We start from the raw sequence: 14,894 nt of genomic DNA, 5'->3' as shown, positions 1-14,894 counted from the left end.
TGAATCCGGCGATACCCCCACGAGGCATCTTCCCTGACCAGACGCAGGACGAGGACGCGGATCGATCGAATGGTGCGTGGACGTCCACGCCGCTTGGACGCGCAGGTCGCGGCATGGCGCCGCCTGAGCAGCTCACGATGCCAGCGCAAGGCCCCGACGGCATCATGATCTGTCGTGCTGCTGCGCCTGGCCTGTCTCGCCGCGACCAGAACCGGTCGGCAGGCTCGTAGCGGACCGGTCCGGCCAACTGGCGACGCAGGACCGCGTTCTCGTGCCGCAGCACCAGCAGTTCCGCGTCCTTCGCCGTCCCGCGAAGGAAGAGTACCGACGGAACAGTGAGCAGCTTCCGGGTCACCTTGCACAGCAAGGACACGATCACGGAAGGCATCATCCCTGCGAACTGACTGCACTCCGCTCACCTGCGACGATGGCTTTTCGAGCGGTACAGGTACGACCCGATGGGGCCGGCATGGCGACGGCGGCCGACCTGCTGGCCGAGCGCCACGGAAAGCAACCACCACACCACCCGGACGGGCGCGGCGACCACAACGGTCTGACGCTGTCCCGGCATGTCGAGCTGCTCCGGCAGGCGGGGTTCGCGCAGGTGGGGCCGGTCTGGCAGGTCGGGAACAGCCATGTCCTCGTTGCCCGTTCCCGCTCCCCAGGGGACAGGAATGCACGTCCTGAGCGCCGAACCGTAGCGTGAGGTGTGGCCCAAGTGCACAATGTGCCAGGGGGGAGAAAGAAGGTGCCCCCATGACAACCAGCACGCACACACCCCACACCGACCACTCCCACCAGCATGGCAGCGGCTGCGGCCACGTCGCGTTCCCGCACGACGACCACACCGACTACGTCCACGACGGCCACCTGCACCGGACACACGACGACCACGTCGACGAGTGCGAGCCCAGTGGCCACACCGTCCACGAAGGCCACGACCACCAGCACAACGCCGACTGCGGACACGTCGCCGTACCACACGGCAACCACGTGGACTACGTCCACGACGGCCACCGCCACGCCGAGCACGAGGGTCACTGGGACGACCACTGACCGCTCCCCTGGCCGTCGCCACCACCACTGAGTTCCGCGACGGCTGGCCTTCGGCCTCCCCGCCCCGGGAACACCGGAGAAGCCCCAGGCCAACGGCTTGGGGCTGAACCTCGTGCCACTGTTGTCAACGACCCGTCCGGGTCACCACCACATCGTTGTACGGGTCCTTGGGCGCGGGAACGCGCTTGACCGTCTCGGCGTCCAGGGCGGGGTTGGCGTCGTCCGTACCCACCGTGCCGGTGGGATGCCAGGTGCCGGTGACGGTGACCCAGGCGTCGGCGGGCGGCGCCGTGGCCCCGTGCACCCGTATCTTGCGCACCGTCGCGTCGGCGGCGCAGCAGCTGATGGCCAGGCGGCTGACGTACCAGGTGCCGTGGTGTCCGGGGGTGACGAAGCCGGTGAGACGCACGGTGCGCCCCTTGAGGGTGCCGCCGGTGTCCCAGACGGCGCGGGAGCTGAAGTCGTTCAACGACATCTCGACGACCCCGTTTCGCGGAAGGGCGGGGTAGAGGCTGTCCGGGGCGGTGGGCGCCGCCGCCTTGGTGTCGTCGCGGGCGGCGGTGTACGAGCCGAGGGCGGGCGGCGCGAGGAACAGGATGGTCAGGGCCGGTACGTACAGCAGCCAGGCGATCCGCGGGCCCCCGGAGTGATCGTGACCGTCGTGGCCATGACCGTGGTCCATGCGCGGACGGTTGAAGGGGAAGCCGTCGCGGGCGGCGCTGACCGCGCCGAGCACGATGAGCACCACTCCGGAGGCGATGAGCGCGGGCCGCAGGCCGGGCCGTACATAGCGCAGGTAGAGGTCGGTCAGCAGGGCGATGTGCAGCAGGCCGACGCCGGTGAACAGGAGCAGCAGCACCTGGATGTTGCGCTTCACAGCAGCCACCACCCCACCACGGCGCTGCACAGCACCGCCGAGACCCAGGTGGCCGCCGAGAAGCGCAGCGCGAAAGCGCGTCCGAAGGTGCCCGACTGAAGGGCGATCAGCTTCAGGTCCACCATCGGGCCGACGACCATGAAGGCGAGCCGGGCGGTGGGCGAGAATCCGGTGAGCGAGGCGGCGACGAACGCGTCGGCCTCGGAGCAGACCGCGAGGACCACCGCGAGCAGCCCCAGCAGGGCCACCGACAGCCACGGGGAGTCGGAGAAGAGCCGCAGCACGGAGTGCGGCACCGCGACGTTGAACGTGGCCGCGGCCGCCGCGCCGACCACCAGGAAGCCCCCGGCGTGCAGGAAGTCGTGCTGGAGCGAGACCCGGAACTCCTCCGCCCGGCTCGCGCCGGGCGTGTGCCCGACCGGCCCCTTCGGCAGCCGCAACCACTCCTCACGCCCCACCCTGAGCCACAGCCACCCCATGGCGACGGAGGTCAGCAGCGAGGCGATCAGACGGGCCGCGACCATCCAGGGGTTGCCGGGGAAGGCCACGTACGTCGCCATCAGCACGATCGGGTTGATGGCGGGGGCCGACAGCAGGAAGGCCAGCGCCGCCGCAGGGGTCACCCCGCGCCGCATCAGGCTGCTCGCCACCGGGACCGACGCGCACTCGCACCCCGGCAGCACCGCCCCGGCCGCACCCGCCACCGGCACCGCGAGCGCCGGATTGCGCGGCAGCACCCGGGTGAACACCCACGCCGGTACGAACGCGCTGATCGCGGCCGACACCAGAGTGCCCAGCAGAAGAAACGGCACCCCCTGAATGACGATCGCGGTGAACACCGTCCGCCACGCCGCCACCGCACGGTGGTCGAGCCCGGCGGAAATCTCAGGCCCCAGCACGAGGGCGACGACGCCGATCACCGCCACGGGAAAGCCCGCGATCAGCGCATGGGAGGTGATGCGCGCGGCCACACGCAGCCTGCCGCCCCCATCGGGGTGCGCGACCGACGGCGTCCGCTCGTGGGTACGGCCCTCGGGCAGCGGTGGCGCGACATCGACATCGCTCTCCACTGCGCCTCCCCTCAGATAACTCTTCCTCACGGCGACATCCGCAGGCACACATTAGCGGCGAGGGACCGGGGGCGGACGTCTGTTCGGGAATCGGTCGCCCCGCCCCCTCCCTGACGCCGGGCCGAGCGGCCTCACACACATGAGTCACCATTCATACGGCGATGGCTTTCATTTTCATCTATGGTGGAGTGACACATACCGCTTCCAGCCGAGCGTCAGTGGAGGTGATCTGCCGTGAGCAGCCGGAGGACCCGGCAGCGATCCGCCGTCCTGCGCGCCCTCACCGGCTGCCAGGACTTCGTCTCGGCCCAGGAACTGCACGCGCTGCTGGCCGCCGAGTCGGTCCCGATCGGGCTGACCACCGTTTACCGCACCCTGCGACACCTGGAGGCCACCGGCGGTGTCGATGTCGTACGCGACGACACCGGGGAACGGCTCTACCGCCCACGCCCCGCCGAGGGGCACCGCCACTACCTGATCTGCCGCCGCTGCGGCCGGAGCCGGCCGGTTGACTCCGAGGTGGTGGAGCGGTGGGCGGAGCGGATCGGGACGGATACCGGGTTCGCCGCGGTGGAGCACACCGTCGAACTCACCGGCGTCTGCGCCGACTGCCAATCCACCGCGGACCTAGGACAGCCGCCCCTGTGCCACCGGGAGCCCGCCCCGGGTCCGACCCGCAGCAGCTGCGCGAGCTGAGGCAGACGGTACGTCGTCCACTCCCCCTCGACGGCATTGCCGCCGAAAGCCGTTGGGGGTTGGTCATCGGCATGACCAACCCCCAACGACCGGAGCGGCTATCGGGAGCCGTAAGGGATCAGGGCCATTTCGCGGGCGTTCTTGATGGCGCGGGCTATCTGCCGCTGCTGCCGCCGCGTCACATGGGACACCCGGCGGCTGCGGATCTTGCCGCGGTCGGAGATGAACTTCCGCAGCAGGTCGGTGTCCTTGTAGTCCACGTAGGTGATACCGGCCGCGTCGAGCGGGTTGACGCGGCGACGCTTGGGGTCCGGGCGCTTGGTGCCGATGCGTCGGGACATGATCAGTTCCTTTCCGTACGGTGCCCGTCCTCGTTCAGGACACCGGGTCGAGCAGGTCGTCGAAGGCGTGCGACAGCTTCTTCCAACCGTCCGGCCCCGCCGCGTACTCGGCGTCGGTGAGCAGACACGAGTCCAGCAGGGCGATCAGACCGTCGCGATCGAGGCCGGGCGAGGTGAAGGTGAGGTGCTGGCAGCGGTCGCCGTGTTCGGGGTGCCAGTCCAGCGAAGCGGCCACCCGGCGCTCGGCCGGCACCATCTCCCAGGCGGCGTCCGGCAGCGCGGCCAGCCACGGCCCGGCGGACTCCACGCACAGGGCACCGCCCGCGGCGTCCCACGACAGCAGGGTGTCGGGCCGGTCGGCCAGCCAGAAGCGGCCTCGGCTGCGGGCCGCGGCGCAGCTCAGATCTTCCAGCGCCGCATAGAGCCGGTCCGGGTGGAAGGGGCGGTCGCGGCGCCAGACCAGGGTGCTCACCCCGTGTTCATCGCCCTCCTGCGGCAGCAGCGCGCAGGCCGGATACTGACGGGCGGCCGCCGCCTCGACGTCGAACCCGGTCAGCAGCGCCGCCCCCAGAGCCCCCTCGTCGACACTCACCTGCCGTGCGCCCGGGGTGAGCTGGGTCAGCAGGGTGTGGTCAGCGTCGTCCGCGGGCTCCTCACATGAGGTGTCCTCGGCGACGGCGATCACGGTGGGGTACTCCAGCTGCCGGGCGAAGGTGTCCGCGACGGTCCGCTGGTCGGTCGGGGCCGCGGCGAGACCGACCTCGGCGAGGTCGTCGCCGTTGGCGAGATACGGCACCATCAGAGCCGGGTCGATCGCGGTGGCCACCCCGGTCAGCTCCAGCGGCGCGCCCTCGGCGGCGATGATGGCTGCCATGGCCTGGGGCTCGACCGAGTCCCACAGTTCGACGACGGCGAGCCGGTGTCCGCCGCCGGTGGCCAGGCGCAGCAGTTCAGGGACCATGTCCTCGCGCAGGGCACAGCACGCGCAGTCGTTCACCAGCGGCGCGTCACCGCTGCTTAGTAGGCCCGAGGCGTCGCGCACGGTGCGGCGCACGGCGCGGTCGGTGGCGGCCGACAGGTCGTGGTGGAGCGCCACGGAGCCGGGCACCGTACGCAGGATTTCCTCGACGGCCGCCCGGCGCGCGTCGGCGTGCAGTCCGCCGACGACGGCGACGGGCAGCCGGGGCTCGTCCGCGTTCACCGGTCCCTCCGTCCGCGCCCGTAGCGCCGCTCGAAGCGCTCAACGCGGCCCGCGGTGTCCACGACCCGCTGGTTGCCGGTGTAGAAGGGATGGCTCGCCGAGGAGATCTCGACGTCGATGACCGGGTAGGTGTTGCCGTCCTCCCACGCGACGGTGTGGTCACTGGTGGCGGTGGAGCGGGTGAGGAAGGCGAAGTCGGCGGCCCGGTCGCGGAAGACGACGGGCCGGTAGGTGGGGTGAATGCCGGGCTTCATGGCGGTCAGCGCTCCTCACGGAAGTCGACATGGCGGCCGACGACCGGGTCGTACTTGCGCAGGGTCATCCGGTCGGGGTCGTTCCGCCGGTTCTTGCGGGTCACATAGGTGTAGCCGGTGCCCGCGGTGGACCTCAGTTTGATGATCGGGCGTAGTTCGTTCCGTGCCATGAACGACAGCATACATAAGATTGATTTTCATTTTCATAAAGCTGGTACGGTGCTGCCATCACAACCCCGCACGAGAAGGAGGGGCCCATGTCCGCCCATTGCCAACTCACGGGCCGGCAACCCGGCTTCGGCAACCACGTCTCCCACTCCCACCGCCGCACCAAGCGCCGGTTCGACCCCAACATCCAGCGCAAGCGCTACTGGCTGCCCAGCGAGGGACGCCATGTCCGGCTCACCCTGAGCGCCAGGGCCGTCAAGACCGTCGACACGATCGGCATCGAGGCCGCCGTGGCCCGCATCCGCGCACGAGGAGGGAAGGTCTGATGGCGAAGCAGAGCAAGATCGCCAAGAATGAGAAGCGGCGCGCGATCGTCGCCCGCTACGCCGAGCGCCGCGCCGCGTTGAAGGCGGTCATCGCGGATCCCCGGACCTCGGAGGAAGACCGCCTTGCCGCCCAGCGGGAGTTGCGCCGCCAGCCCCGCGACGCCAGCGCCACCCGCGTCCGCAACCGTGACTCCGTCGACGGCCGCCCCCGCGGCCATCTGCGCGCCTTCGGACTCTCCCGCATCCGGATGCGGGAGATGGCACACGCGGGCGAGCTCCCCGGAGTGATCAAGAGCAGTTGGTAACCAGGCGCCGGGCCGACCGCGGCCGGTCCGGCCACCCACCGCACCGGGCGGCCGCCGGGCCCACATGCCGACACGTCAGCCCTCCAGGTCCTCCGCCGCGTCGCCGAGCAGCGGATCGGGCAGACGGGCCCAGCGCTCGGCGCCCAGGGCCAGTTCACCGTCGTCGAGCACGGCGGCGTCCAGCGCGGCCCGCAGCCGGTCCTCGTCCAGTTCGGCGCCGGTGAAGACGATCTCGTTGCGTCGTTCGCCGTAGTAGTGGTCCCAGTACCACGAGGCCAGCGTGCGGCGCTGGGGTGAGGCGGCGTGCCACGCCGCGGCGTCCCCGCCCTCCAGCCAGCCTCCCGCCTCGCGCAGTTCGAGCCGGCGCCCGGCCGAGCGCCAGGAGATGACCGTTCTCGGGCGGGTGGCCATCCACAGGTGTCCGCTGCTGCGCACCACCGCGGGCATGACCCGCGGCAAGCTCTCCGCCAGCCGTTCGGGGTGCAGCGGGCGCCGGGACCGCCACAGTACCGAGGCCACGCCGTGGTCGATGCCGCGGCGGCGTACGACGGGGGCGACGGCGTCGAGGCGGTCGGCCGGTCCGGCCGTGGTCCAGCGGGAATCGGGCCGCGTCAGGGCCGTCAGTGCGGCATCGTCGCCGTCCTCCCCGTCGAGGTGCACCACCGCCGACGGGTTGAGGTGGCCGAGCAGAGCGCGGCATCCCTCCCGGTGGCGGTCATCCTCCCCCGGCCCGTCCCGCACGACCATCACCTGAGCGGCCTCCACATGGCGGGCGGCCGCTTCGGCGACCGTGAGGGGCTCGGCATGCGCATGGTGGCCGAAGACGTGGGCGGTGCGGTGCACACAGCGCAGGTCGCTGATCACGCGGTCGGGGTCCACGCCGACGGCGGTCGGGGCCAGGTCGTAGTGGTGCGAGAGCGGGGTCCTGCCCGGTGGGGTCCGCCACAAGGCGGCCAGAAACGGCACGGCGTCCACGTTGTCGGGGAGGGCGAGCACGACATGCGGGCGCGTGGCAGCGCGGGCGATGGCGTCCAGGTCCTGCCGGATGATCACCGCCGGGTCCCCGGTCGCCCCCTGACACAGCGAGGCCCGCTGTTGTTCCTCACCGCCGGCGGCGAAGCGCTGCACGAAGGGGTACCTCCCGGTCTCGTCAGCATGCACCGAGACCGAGAGCACCAGCGCGCCGGGCACGGCACACCGCAGCAGATCCAGTACGCGCCCCCGGGCTTCCGGAGAGTTGCCGCACACCAGGCCCAGCAGCCCCCGGCCCGTGTTCCCGCCGGTACTCACTCCGCCGCCTGCGCGAGGGCGGTCACAAGGTCGTGGGCGGTTCTGCGTACCCGCAGCAGCACCAGCGGCACAACTCCTCCTGGGGGATGACGACACAGTGTCACCGCGAAGACTACATGGAAACGGTACCCATTTTCATATACGCTGAGGGCGACCGCCCACCGATCAGGAAGGACACGCATCTCATGGCCGTGCCCAAGCGGAAGATGTCCCGGAGCAACACCCGCCACCGCCGCGCCCAGTGGAAGGCGAACACCCCGGAGCTGGTGACGATCACCATCGACGGCCGCGAACACCGCGTCCCGCGGCAGCTCGTCCCCGCCTACCGGCGCGGACTGCTGCGGCCCGAGGGCTGACCGGGCCATGGCCGACCAGCTTCCGGTGACGGTCCTGTCGGGTTTCCTGGGATCCGGCAAGACCACCCTCCTCAACCATCTCCTCAACAACCGCGACGGGTTGCGGGTCGCCGTGATCGTCAACGACATGAGCGAGGTGAACATCGATGCCGCGCTCGTCCGCGACGGCGACGCGGCTCTCTCCCGCACCGAAGAACGCCTGGTCGAGATGACCAACGGCTGCATCTGCTGCACCCTGCGCGACGACCTCCTGGAAGAGGTGGAGCGGCTCGCCGGGGAGGGGCGGTTCGACTACCTCCTCATCGAGTCCAGCGGCATCTCCGAACCCATGCCCGTCGCCGCCACGTTCGCCTTCCCGCGCGACGACGGCGCCACGCTGGGCGAGGTCGCGCGGCTCGACACCATGGTCACCGTCGTCGACGCCGCGGGCTTCCTGCCGGAACTCACCGGCGGCGACGAACTGGTCGAGCGGGGCCTGGACCAGTACGAGGACGACGAGCGCACCGTCAGCGATCTCCTCATGGACCAGGTCGAGTTCGCCGACGTCATCGTCCTCAACAAGCTCGACCTGGTCACCCCCGAGACTGCCGAACGGCTGGCGGCGGCGCTGTCCCGGCTCAACCCGGCCGCCCGTATCGTGCCCGCCACACACGGCCGGGTGGAACCGGTGGAGGTGCTCGGGACCGGCCGCTTCGACCTCGAACGCGCCCAGCAGGCCCCCGGCTGGGTCATGGAGCTCAACGGCGATCATGTGCCGGAGACCGAGGAGTACGGCATCTCCAGCACCGTCTTCCGCGCCGCCCGGCCGTTCCACCCCGCCCGGCTGTGGGACTTCATCGCCATGGAGCTGGACAGCGGGACCTTCGGCAGCGTCCTGCGCTCCAAGGGCTTCTTCTGGCTGGCCACCCGCCCGCGCGTGACCGGGCTGTGGTCACAGGCGGGAGCGGTGGCCCGGTTCGAACCCTCCGGAGCACGCGACGGCATCGAGCCCGGCACCGCGACCGGCACCGACCGGGGCCAGGAACTCGTCTTCATCGGCACCGGACTGCGGCCCGCCGCCCTGCACGAAGCCCTGTCCGCATGCCTGCTCACCGACGACGAGCACGCGCAGGGCGCATCGCGCTGGGCGGCCTGGGAGGACCCCTTCCCCGCCTGGGAGACCTACGGCCTCGACGAGAGCTGCGACCACGAGCACGGACCGCACGAGGCCGTGCCGGTGCCGTAGCCCTGAACCACGGCACACCCGGCCGGCTCCGGGCGGCACCGCCCGCGGGCCGGACGGGTGTCACCTCCGTCCGGCATCCATCCAGCGCCATTGTCCGCCGAGGGACCGAGCGGCCCTTACGAACGGTCCGCCGAGTACATCGACATCGTGATCGCCGAGGCGTGGGAGACAAGCGTCATGCACGGTTCGCCGACCAGGCGGCTGCCGTCGGCATGGCGGTCGACCTGGCAGCGGAGCGCCGTCCTGCGAGCGCTGGACGGCTGCCCCGACTTCGTCTCCGCGAGGGCGATGCACGCGACGCTCGCGGCAGCGGGCACCACGGTGGGACTGACCACGGTGTACCGCACCCTCCGGAGGCTGGAACACGCCGGTCAGGTCGACGTCGTACGGGACGTGACCGGCGAGCGGCTCTACCGCCCGCGCCCCGACGACGGCCACCGCCATTACCTCGTCTGCCGTCGCTGCGGCCTCAGCCTCGCCGTCGAAGCGGATCTCGTCGAGCGCTGGACGGACGGCGTGGCCGCGGCGACCGGATTCGCCGAGGTCGAGCACACCGTCGAGCTCACCGGGATCTGCGACCGCTGCCGCCCGGCGCCGAGCCGGGACACCTCGCTTCCCTAGCGGGCACGTCAATTCTTGGCAACGATTTTCATACCAACGAGACCGAATCATGGTCTTGACATTCATTTCTATTAGCGTGGTGTCCGCCCGGCCCGACCGAGTGGCTCCTCGCCCGTGAAGACTCCCCTTCCCACCCGCCATGGAGGATCCATGTTCACGTCCCCGCCCCGCCGCCTGGCGCTGATCACCGGTGCCTCTCTGGCCCTGCTGGCAGGCTGCGGCAGCTCGTCGGATTCCGGAAGCGACGGGAAGTCCTCGTCATCCAAGATCACGGTGGTCGCCTCGACGAACGTGTACGGCGACATCGCCGACCGAATAGGCGGCGGGAAGGTCGACGTCACCTCGATCATCAACGACCCCGACCAGGACCCGCACTCCTACGAGGCCGACACCCGGACCCAGCTCGCCCTGTCCAAGGCCAAGGTCGTCATCGAGAACGGCGGCGGCTATGACGACTTCGTCGACCGTATGCTCAAGAGCGGTAACTCCTCCGCCGACGTGATCAACGCGGTCAAGGTCTCCGGCAGGACCGCGCCGAAGGGCGGTGAGCTCAACGAGCACGTCTGGTACGACTTCCCCAGCGTCGCCAAGGTCGCCGACCGCATAGCCGCCGCCCTGGGCAAGGCCGCCCCCGGCGACGCGGCCGCCTTCAAGAAGAACGCCGAGACCTTCAAGTCGAAGCTCAAGCCGCTCCAGGCGAAGGAAGCGGAGATCAAGAAGAAGCACGGCGGCGAGGGCATCGCCATCACCGAGCCGGTGCCGCTCTACATGACCGAGGCGAGCGGCCTGGCGAACAAGACGCCCGAGGAGTTCAGCGAGGCCATCGAAGAGGGCGACGACGTCTCCCCGAAGACCCTGCGGGACACCCTGGCGCTGTTCACGGGCAAGCAGGTCAAGGCGCTCGTCTACAACGAACAGACCTCCGGTGCGCAGACGAAGAAGGCCGAGGGCGCCGCCAAGGCCGCCGGTATTCCGATCGTGCCCGTGACCGAGACGCTGCCGAAGGGCAAGGACTACCTCGGCTGGATGACCGCCAACGTCGACGCGCTCGCGGGCGCGCTGGACAAGTGAGGCGCCCGGCCATGGCTCCCGCGCCCCGGGCCGGCCGGGGCGACGCCGAGCCCGGCGACACCGACACCGACGCGTTGATCAGCCTGCGTGGCGCCGCCCTGGCCTACGGCGAGCGCACGGTGTGGCGCGACCTCGACCTCGACGTGAGGCCAGGCGAGTTCCTCGCCGTACTCGGGCCCAACGGATCGGGCAAGTCCAGCCTCGTACGGGCGCTGCTGGGCCTGCGGCCACTGTCCGCCGGAACGCTGACCGTCCTCGGCCGGTCTCCGCGCGAGGCCGGCCGTCACATCGGCTACGTCCCCCAGCAGGCAGCTCTGTCCGCACACGCGACGCTGCGCGCCCGCGACCTCGTGCGCTTCGGGATCGACGGGCACCGCTTCGGACCGCGGCCGCGCACGAGCGCAGCCCGCCGCCGCGTGGACGAGATCCTCGAATCGGTCGGCGCCTCGGCCTACGCGGACGTCCCCGTCGGCCTGCTGTCCGGAGGCGAGCGGCAGCGCGTCCGTATCGGACAGGCCCTGGCCACCGACCCCCGGATCCTGCTGTGCGACGAGCCGCTGCTCTCCCTCGACCTGCACCACCAGCGGGCGGTCACCGAACTGGTGGACGCCCGGCGCCGCTCCCACGGCACGGCGGTGGTCTTCGTCACCCACGAGATCAATCCCGTGCTCGGGCTGGTGGACCGGGTGCTGTATCTGGCTCGGGGCGGTTACCGCATCGGGACACCGGAGGAGGTCCTGACGTCCTCGTCCTTGTCCCAGCTGTACGGGACGCGGGTCGACGTCGTCCGTGTCCACGGCCGGATCGTGGTCGTCGGAGCCCCTGACGAGCCCATCGCGCCCGCGCCGCCCCACCACCCCCACGAGACCTCCGCAGCACACGAGACCGACGGAGTCCGCCCATGACGCTCGCCGACGGGATCTGGCACCAGATCTTCAACTTCGACAACTACGGCGAACTCCTGGCACTGGTCCGCAACTCCCTCATCGCCGGCGCCGCGCTCGGTCTGATCGGCGGCCTGGCCGGGGTCTTCGTCATCATGCGCGACCTTCCCTTCGCGGTACACGGCATCAGCGAGCTGTCCTTCGCGGGCGCCTCGGCCGCGTTGCTGCTGGAGACGAACATCGTGGCGGGCTCGATCGCCGGCTCGCTCATCGCGGCCGGCACGATCGGGGTCCTGGGCAGACGCGCCCGGGACCGCAACTCGGTGATCGGCATCATGATGCCCTTCGGCCTGGGCCTGGGGGTGCTCTTCCTCGCCCTCTACAAAGGCCGTGCGGCCAATAAGTTCGGCCTGCTCACCGGCCAGATCGTCGCCGTCGACACTCCTCAGATGTCGTGGTTGCTCGGCACCTCCGCCGTGGTCGTCGTCGCCCTGGCGGCCATGTGGCGGCCGCTGACCTTCGCCAGCGCGGATCCGGACGTCGCCGAGGCCCGCGGAGTGCCGGTGCGCGCCCTGTCCGTCGCTTTCATGATCGTGCTCGGACTCGCGGTCGCCTTGTCGGTGCAGATCGTCGGCGCGCTGCTGGTCCTCGCCCTCCTCGTCACCCCGGCCGCGGCCGCGGCCCGCGTCACCGCGTCGCCCGTGCTGCTGCCGGTGCTCAGTGTGGTCTTCGCCGTCGCCTCGATCGAGGGCGGCATCCTGCTCGCCCTCGGCAGCTCCATCCCCATCAGCCCCTACGTCACGACCATCTCGTTCACCATCTACCTCGTCTGCCGAGTGGCGGGCACCTACCGCACCCGACGGTGGGGAGCCAGGAAGACAGCTCCCCAACCGGCCTGAACGACGGCGCCGCACACTGGGGGCAAGGTGGGCAACCGGCCCCGGTGTGCGGCGGGTCGTCACATCGGCATCTCGAAGTGCACCGTGGCGACGCCCGGGCCGTGTTCGCCGGTGGTGCGAGCGTCGAACACCTCCTTGGCCAGGCTTCGCCAGAAGGGTTCCGTACCGTCGATGTCGACGTTGGTGTGCAGATAGATGCGGTCGTAGCCGGGGGTGTCCGCGACGAAGTCGCGGGCCGCCTCGACCAGGGTGCGGGCAAGCCCGCGGCGCCGGTGTTCGGGGTGCACGTAGACGCGGACCAGTTGTGCCGTGGTGTCCTTCGGGTAGCGCTCTGCGAGCCGGCGGGGGTGCGGCGGGTGGGCGGGGCCGCCGGACCGTACGCCGGTCGTGGCGACCACCTCGCCCTGGTGGACGGCCACGAGTAGCAGATGCCGCGGGTCGTCGAGATACGTGTCCTTGATGTCCACCGTGTCACGGTGCCACTGGGGTACGTATCCGTAGCCGAACTCCCGGTAGAAGGTGTCGAGCATGACCCGGCGCGCGCCGTCGACGTCGTCCGGTGTCGCGGGGCGCACGGTGTACTCCTGGTGCGCGGTGTGTGTCACTGAGGGTTCCTCCCTGTCCGGCCTGGGCCGAGCGTGCGGCAGCGCGGGCGGCGGGATCCGGTGCCGCGCCGCCCGGATCCCGCCACACTAGCCAAATGAAAACGCTTTTCAAAAACGCTCGGCGTGTCTCACGGCACCGAGGGCAGACCGGGCCCCGCACAGCGCACATCCGCCCTCGGCTCCGCCCCGTCGACGAGGTACGTGGCCACGGCGTCGTCCACGCAGGCGTTGCCACGGCTGGCGAACACGCCGTGGGAGTAGTCGTTGTCGAGGGTGATCAGGCGTGAACCCGGCAGGTGATGGCGCATGCGGCGCGCCCCCTCGATGGGCGTGACGGGGTCGTGGGCGGAGGCCACCAGCAGAGCGGGCGGCGCGTCGGGGCTGCCGAGCGGGGTGCGGCGGGCGGGGTGGTGGTGCCAGTAGGCACAGGTGGACGCCTCCATGCCGGTGAGGACCGGCTGGGGGTCGAGGCGTCGGGTGCGGCGGATGTCCGTCACGATCCGCCGGGGTGTGGGGCCGGGGCCGTCGGCGCATTTGACGATGCGGTTGGCCGCTTCGTAGTTGCGTGAGTCCGGGCCGGTGAAGTCCTCGTCGGGACGGAGCCCGGCGGGGCTGCCGTCGCGCAGGTAGCGGCGCAGACCGTCGGCGAGATCCGCCCAGCGTTCGGTGCGGCCGAGGGCGCGGTACACGGCTCGGTCGAACTCCGCGGGGCCGAAGGCGTTCACGGGGGCGGCGGTGAGTCCACCGCGTACGCGCAGGTAGGCCCGGCGTACGGCCTCCGCGCTGCCGCCCAGGCGGAAGTGGCCCGGATGGGCGGCCGTCCAGGCGAAGAAGGTGTCACGCTGCCGCAGCAGTGCCCGGCTCTGGATGACGTCGAAGTCGTACCAGTCCCAGGGTCCTACGACGCTGTCCAGGACCATCCGGCCCGTGCGATGCGGGAAGGCGGCGGCGTAGGCGGCGCCGAGGTAGGTGCCGTAGGAGACGCCGAGGAAGTCGGTCTTCCGTTCGCCGAGCGCTGCGCGTATCGCGTCCATGTCGCGTGCGGTCTGGTCGGTGGACAGGTACGGCAGGGTGTCTTCCGCGCCCGCCGCGCAGTCGTCGGCCACGCCTCGCAGCGATGCCAGATACTTCTCCTCCGCCGCCGGGCCGACGGGTACGGGATCCGCTCCGGGGCTGCGGAAGAGGCCGCCCATCGGGCCGCAGTCGACGGGTGCGCTCCGGCCGACGCCGCGCGGGTCGAAGCCGATGACGTCGTACGAACGGCGCACGCTCTCGGGGAGTTTGGCCCGCTTGGTGACCGCGTAGGGCAGCCCGGAACCGCCCGGCCCGCCGGGGTTGACCAGCAGGGCGCCGCGCCGCTCGGCGGGCGTGCCGGAGGCACGGACGCGCGAGACGGCTATGTCGATGCGCGGTCCACGGGGGTGGTTCCAGTCCAGCGGCACGCTCAGCCGCCCGCACTCGACGCGCTCCGGGGCGGGCGGCTCGGGTACGGATGCGGGGCAGGCGCCGAAGCGGAGCGCGGGTGCCGAACCCGCGGAGGAGACAGGGGCGGCGGACTGGGCGGGCGCGGCGGGGCCGACCGTCGTGGCGACGGCCGTCAGGGCGCACAGCAGTGCCGTGCGGTGCATGGGTGAGGTCACAACGATTTC

At 71.0% G+C, this 14,894-nt stretch carries 20 protein-coding genes and 1 pseudogene; 10 read left to right on the top strand and 11 right to left on the bottom strand.

Annotation, left to right across the window (positions count from 1 at the left end):
- A pseudogene (locus LCH29_RS39595) lies at positions 1 to 355 on the bottom strand (integrase); the annotation flags it as partial.
- Positions 356 to 415: 60 nt separating this feature from the next.
- On the bottom strand, positions 416 to 637 hold the full coding sequence (locus LCH29_RS39590; protein ID WP_446466520.1) for a hypothetical protein: 222 nt from the start codon (positions 635 to 637) through the stop codon (positions 416 to 418).
- A 119-nt stretch (positions 638 to 756) separates the two neighbouring features.
- Here LCH29_RS39590 and LCH29_RS39585 point away from each other — a divergent pair, with 119 nt between their 5' ends.
- Complete coding sequence (locus tag LCH29_RS39585) at positions 757 to 1,056, top strand: hypothetical protein (protein ID WP_446466519.1); 300 nt, start codon at positions 757 to 759, stop codon at positions 1,054 to 1,056.
- Between the two features lie 124 nt (positions 1,057 to 1,180).
- On the opposite strand, the gene LCH29_RS39580 is transcribed toward LCH29_RS39585, so the two are convergent.
- Entirely contained in the window at positions 1,181 to 1,933 is a 753-nt protein-coding gene (locus LCH29_RS39580; RefSeq protein ID WP_446466525.1) for a TIGR03943 family putative permease subunit, read from the bottom strand.
- Positions 1,930 to 3,003, bottom strand: a complete 1,074-nt coding sequence (locus LCH29_RS39575; RefSeq protein ID WP_446466518.1) for a permease — start codon at positions 3,001 to 3,003, stop codon at positions 1,930 to 1,932. Before LCH29_RS39575 ends, LCH29_RS39580 begins: the two co-directional genes overlap by 4 nt.
- A gap of 234 nt (positions 3,004 to 3,237) precedes the next feature.
- On the opposite strand from LCH29_RS39575, the gene LCH29_RS39570 reads away from it, so the two are divergent.
- Positions 3,238 to 3,699: a Fur family transcriptional regulator gene (locus tag LCH29_RS39570; protein ID WP_446466517.1), complete on the top strand. Its 462-nt coding sequence runs from the start codon at positions 3,238 to 3,240 to the stop codon at positions 3,697 to 3,699.
- Between the two features lie 98 nt (positions 3,700 to 3,797).
- Here the strand turns inward: LCH29_RS39570 and rpsR are convergent, their stop codons facing one another.
- From rpsR to rpmG, 4 genes are read right to left on the bottom strand one after another with little or no spacing between them, the layout of a single operon-like run.
- Entirely contained in the window at positions 3,798 to 4,040 is a 243-nt protein-coding gene (rpsR, locus tag LCH29_RS39565) for a 30S ribosomal protein S18 (protein WP_100808862.1), read from the bottom strand.
- Positions 4,041 to 4,074: 34 nt separating this feature from the next.
- Positions 4,075 to 5,241, bottom strand: coding sequence for a CobW family GTP-binding protein (locus LCH29_RS39560; protein WP_446466516.1), 1,167 nt, complete (start codon positions 5,239 to 5,241; stop codon positions 4,075 to 4,077).
- Positions 5,238 to 5,495, bottom strand: a complete 258-nt coding sequence (locus tag LCH29_RS39555; protein ID WP_446466515.1) for a type B 50S ribosomal protein L31 — start codon at positions 5,493 to 5,495, stop codon at positions 5,238 to 5,240. The genes LCH29_RS39560 and LCH29_RS39555 overlap by 4 nt, the downstream gene beginning before the upstream one ends.
- A 5-nt stretch (positions 5,496 to 5,500) precedes the next feature.
- Positions 5,501 to 5,665 (bottom strand): 50S ribosomal protein L33, encoded by a 165-nt coding sequence (gene rpmG / locus LCH29_RS39550; RefSeq protein WP_009719228.1) that lies wholly within the window; start codon positions 5,663 to 5,665, stop codon positions 5,501 to 5,503.
- Positions 5,666 to 5,752: 87 nt separating this feature from the next.
- Here rpmG and rpmB point away from each other — a divergent pair, with 87 nt between their 5' ends.
- A complete protein-coding gene (gene rpmB, locus LCH29_RS39545) occupies positions 5,753 to 5,989 on the top strand; it encodes a 50S ribosomal protein L28 (protein WP_446466514.1) in 237 nt (78 codons plus the stop codon).
- On the top strand, positions 5,989 to 6,294 hold the full coding sequence (gene rpsN, locus LCH29_RS39540) for a 30S ribosomal protein S14 (protein ID WP_446466513.1): 306 nt from the start codon (positions 5,989 to 5,991) through the stop codon (positions 6,292 to 6,294). Before rpmB ends, rpsN begins: the two co-directional genes overlap by 1 nt.
- 75 nt (positions 6,295 to 6,369) lie before the next feature.
- On the opposite strand, the gene LCH29_RS39535 is transcribed toward rpsN, so the two are convergent.
- Entirely contained in the window at positions 6,370 to 7,584 is a 1,215-nt protein-coding gene (locus tag LCH29_RS39535) for a GTP-binding protein (protein ID WP_446466512.1), read from the bottom strand.
- Between the two features lie 185 nt (positions 7,585 to 7,769).
- Between LCH29_RS39535 and rpmF the strand changes: the two genes are divergently transcribed.
- From rpmF to LCH29_RS39505, 6 genes are all read left to right on the top strand, one after another.
- Positions 7,770 to 7,940, top strand: coding sequence for a 50S ribosomal protein L32 (gene rpmF, locus LCH29_RS39530; RefSeq protein WP_398296462.1), 171 nt, complete (start codon positions 7,770 to 7,772; stop codon positions 7,938 to 7,940).
- A 7-nt stretch (positions 7,941 to 7,947) separates the two neighbouring features.
- On the top strand, positions 7,948 to 9,165 hold the full coding sequence (locus LCH29_RS39525; protein WP_446466511.1) for a GTP-binding protein: 1,218 nt from the start codon (positions 7,948 to 7,950) through the stop codon (positions 9,163 to 9,165).
- 90 nt (positions 9,166 to 9,255) lie between these two features.
- A complete protein-coding gene (locus LCH29_RS39520) occupies positions 9,256 to 9,786 on the top strand; it encodes a Fur family transcriptional regulator (protein WP_446466510.1) in 531 nt (176 codons plus the stop codon).
- A 150-nt stretch (positions 9,787 to 9,936) separates the two neighbouring features.
- Positions 9,937 to 10,857 carry a metal ABC transporter solute-binding protein, Zn/Mn family gene (locus LCH29_RS39515; protein WP_446466509.1) on the top strand — a complete coding sequence of 307 codons (921 nt, stop codon included), beginning with the start codon at positions 9,937 to 9,939 and terminating at the stop codon, positions 10,855 to 10,857.
- Positions 10,858 to 10,868: 11 nt separating this feature from the next.
- Positions 10,869 to 11,762: a metal ABC transporter ATP-binding protein gene (locus LCH29_RS39510; protein WP_446466508.1), complete on the top strand. Its 894-nt coding sequence runs from the start codon at positions 10,869 to 10,871 to the stop codon at positions 11,760 to 11,762.
- Complete coding sequence (locus LCH29_RS39505; protein WP_446466507.1) at positions 11,759 to 12,640, top strand: metal ABC transporter permease; 882 nt, start codon at positions 11,759 to 11,761, stop codon at positions 12,638 to 12,640. Before LCH29_RS39510 ends, LCH29_RS39505 begins: the two co-directional genes overlap by 4 nt.
- Before the next feature lie 59 nt (positions 12,641 to 12,699).
- On the opposite strand, the gene LCH29_RS39500 is transcribed toward LCH29_RS39505, so the two are convergent.
- Entirely contained in the window at positions 12,700 to 13,170 is a 471-nt protein-coding gene (locus tag LCH29_RS39500; RefSeq protein WP_446466524.1) for a GNAT family N-acetyltransferase, read from the bottom strand.
- 203 nt (positions 13,171 to 13,373) lie between these two features.
- Positions 13,374 to 14,885, bottom strand: a complete 1,512-nt coding sequence (locus tag LCH29_RS39495; protein ID WP_446466506.1) for an alpha/beta hydrolase — start codon at positions 14,883 to 14,885, stop codon at positions 13,374 to 13,376.
- Positions 14,886 to 14,894 lie beyond the last annotated feature (9 nt).

The organism is Streptomyces sp. BRA346, assembly GCF_052851135.1.
The sequence above is the reverse complement of the archived record's forward strand: the minus strand, read 5'-3'. Positions and strand labels throughout refer to the sequence as shown.

Bases quoted from the DNA above. Each gene is read 5' to 3' on its own strand.
- LCH29_RS39590 (WP_446466520.1), bottom strand. From the start codon at position 637: ATGGCTGTTCCCGACCTGCCAGACCGGCCCCACCTGCGCGAACCCCGC.
- LCH29_RS39585 (WP_446466519.1), top strand. From the start codon at position 757: ATGACAACCAGCACGCACACACCCCACACCGACCACTCCCACCAGCAT.
- rpsR (WP_100808862.1), bottom strand. From the start codon at position 4,040: ATGTCCCGACGCATCGGCACCAAGCGCCCGGACCCCAAGCGTCGCCGC.
- LCH29_RS39555 (WP_446466515.1), bottom strand. From the start codon at position 5,495: ATGAAGCCCGGCATTCACCCCACCTACCGGCCCGTCGTCTTCCGCGAC.
- rpmG (WP_009719228.1), bottom strand. From the start codon at position 5,665: ATGGCACGGAACGAACTACGCCCGATCATCAAACTGAGGTCCACCGCG.
- rpmB (WP_446466514.1), top strand. From the start codon at position 5,753: ATGTCCGCCCATTGCCAACTCACGGGCCGGCAACCCGGCTTCGGCAAC.
- rpsN (WP_446466513.1), top strand. From the start codon at position 5,989: ATGGCGAAGCAGAGCAAGATCGCCAAGAATGAGAAGCGGCGCGCGATC.
- rpmF (WP_398296462.1), top strand. From the start codon at position 7,770: ATGGCCGTGCCCAAGCGGAAGATGTCCCGGAGCAACACCCGCCACCGC.
- LCH29_RS39525 (WP_446466511.1), top strand. From the start codon at position 7,948: ATGGCCGACCAGCTTCCGGTGACGGTCCTGTCGGGTTTCCTGGGATCC.
- LCH29_RS39515 (WP_446466509.1), top strand. From the start codon at position 9,937: ATGTTCACGTCCCCGCCCCGCCGCCTGGCGCTGATCACCGGTGCCTCT.
- LCH29_RS39510 (WP_446466508.1), top strand. From the start codon at position 10,869: ATGGCTCCCGCGCCCCGGGCCGGCCGGGGCGACGCCGAGCCCGGCGAC.
- LCH29_RS39505 (WP_446466507.1), top strand. From the start codon at position 11,759: ATGACGCTCGCCGACGGGATCTGGCACCAGATCTTCAACTTCGACAAC.
- LCH29_RS39500 (WP_446466524.1), bottom strand. From the start codon at position 13,170: ATGCTCGACACCTTCTACCGGGAGTTCGGCTACGGATACGTACCCCAG.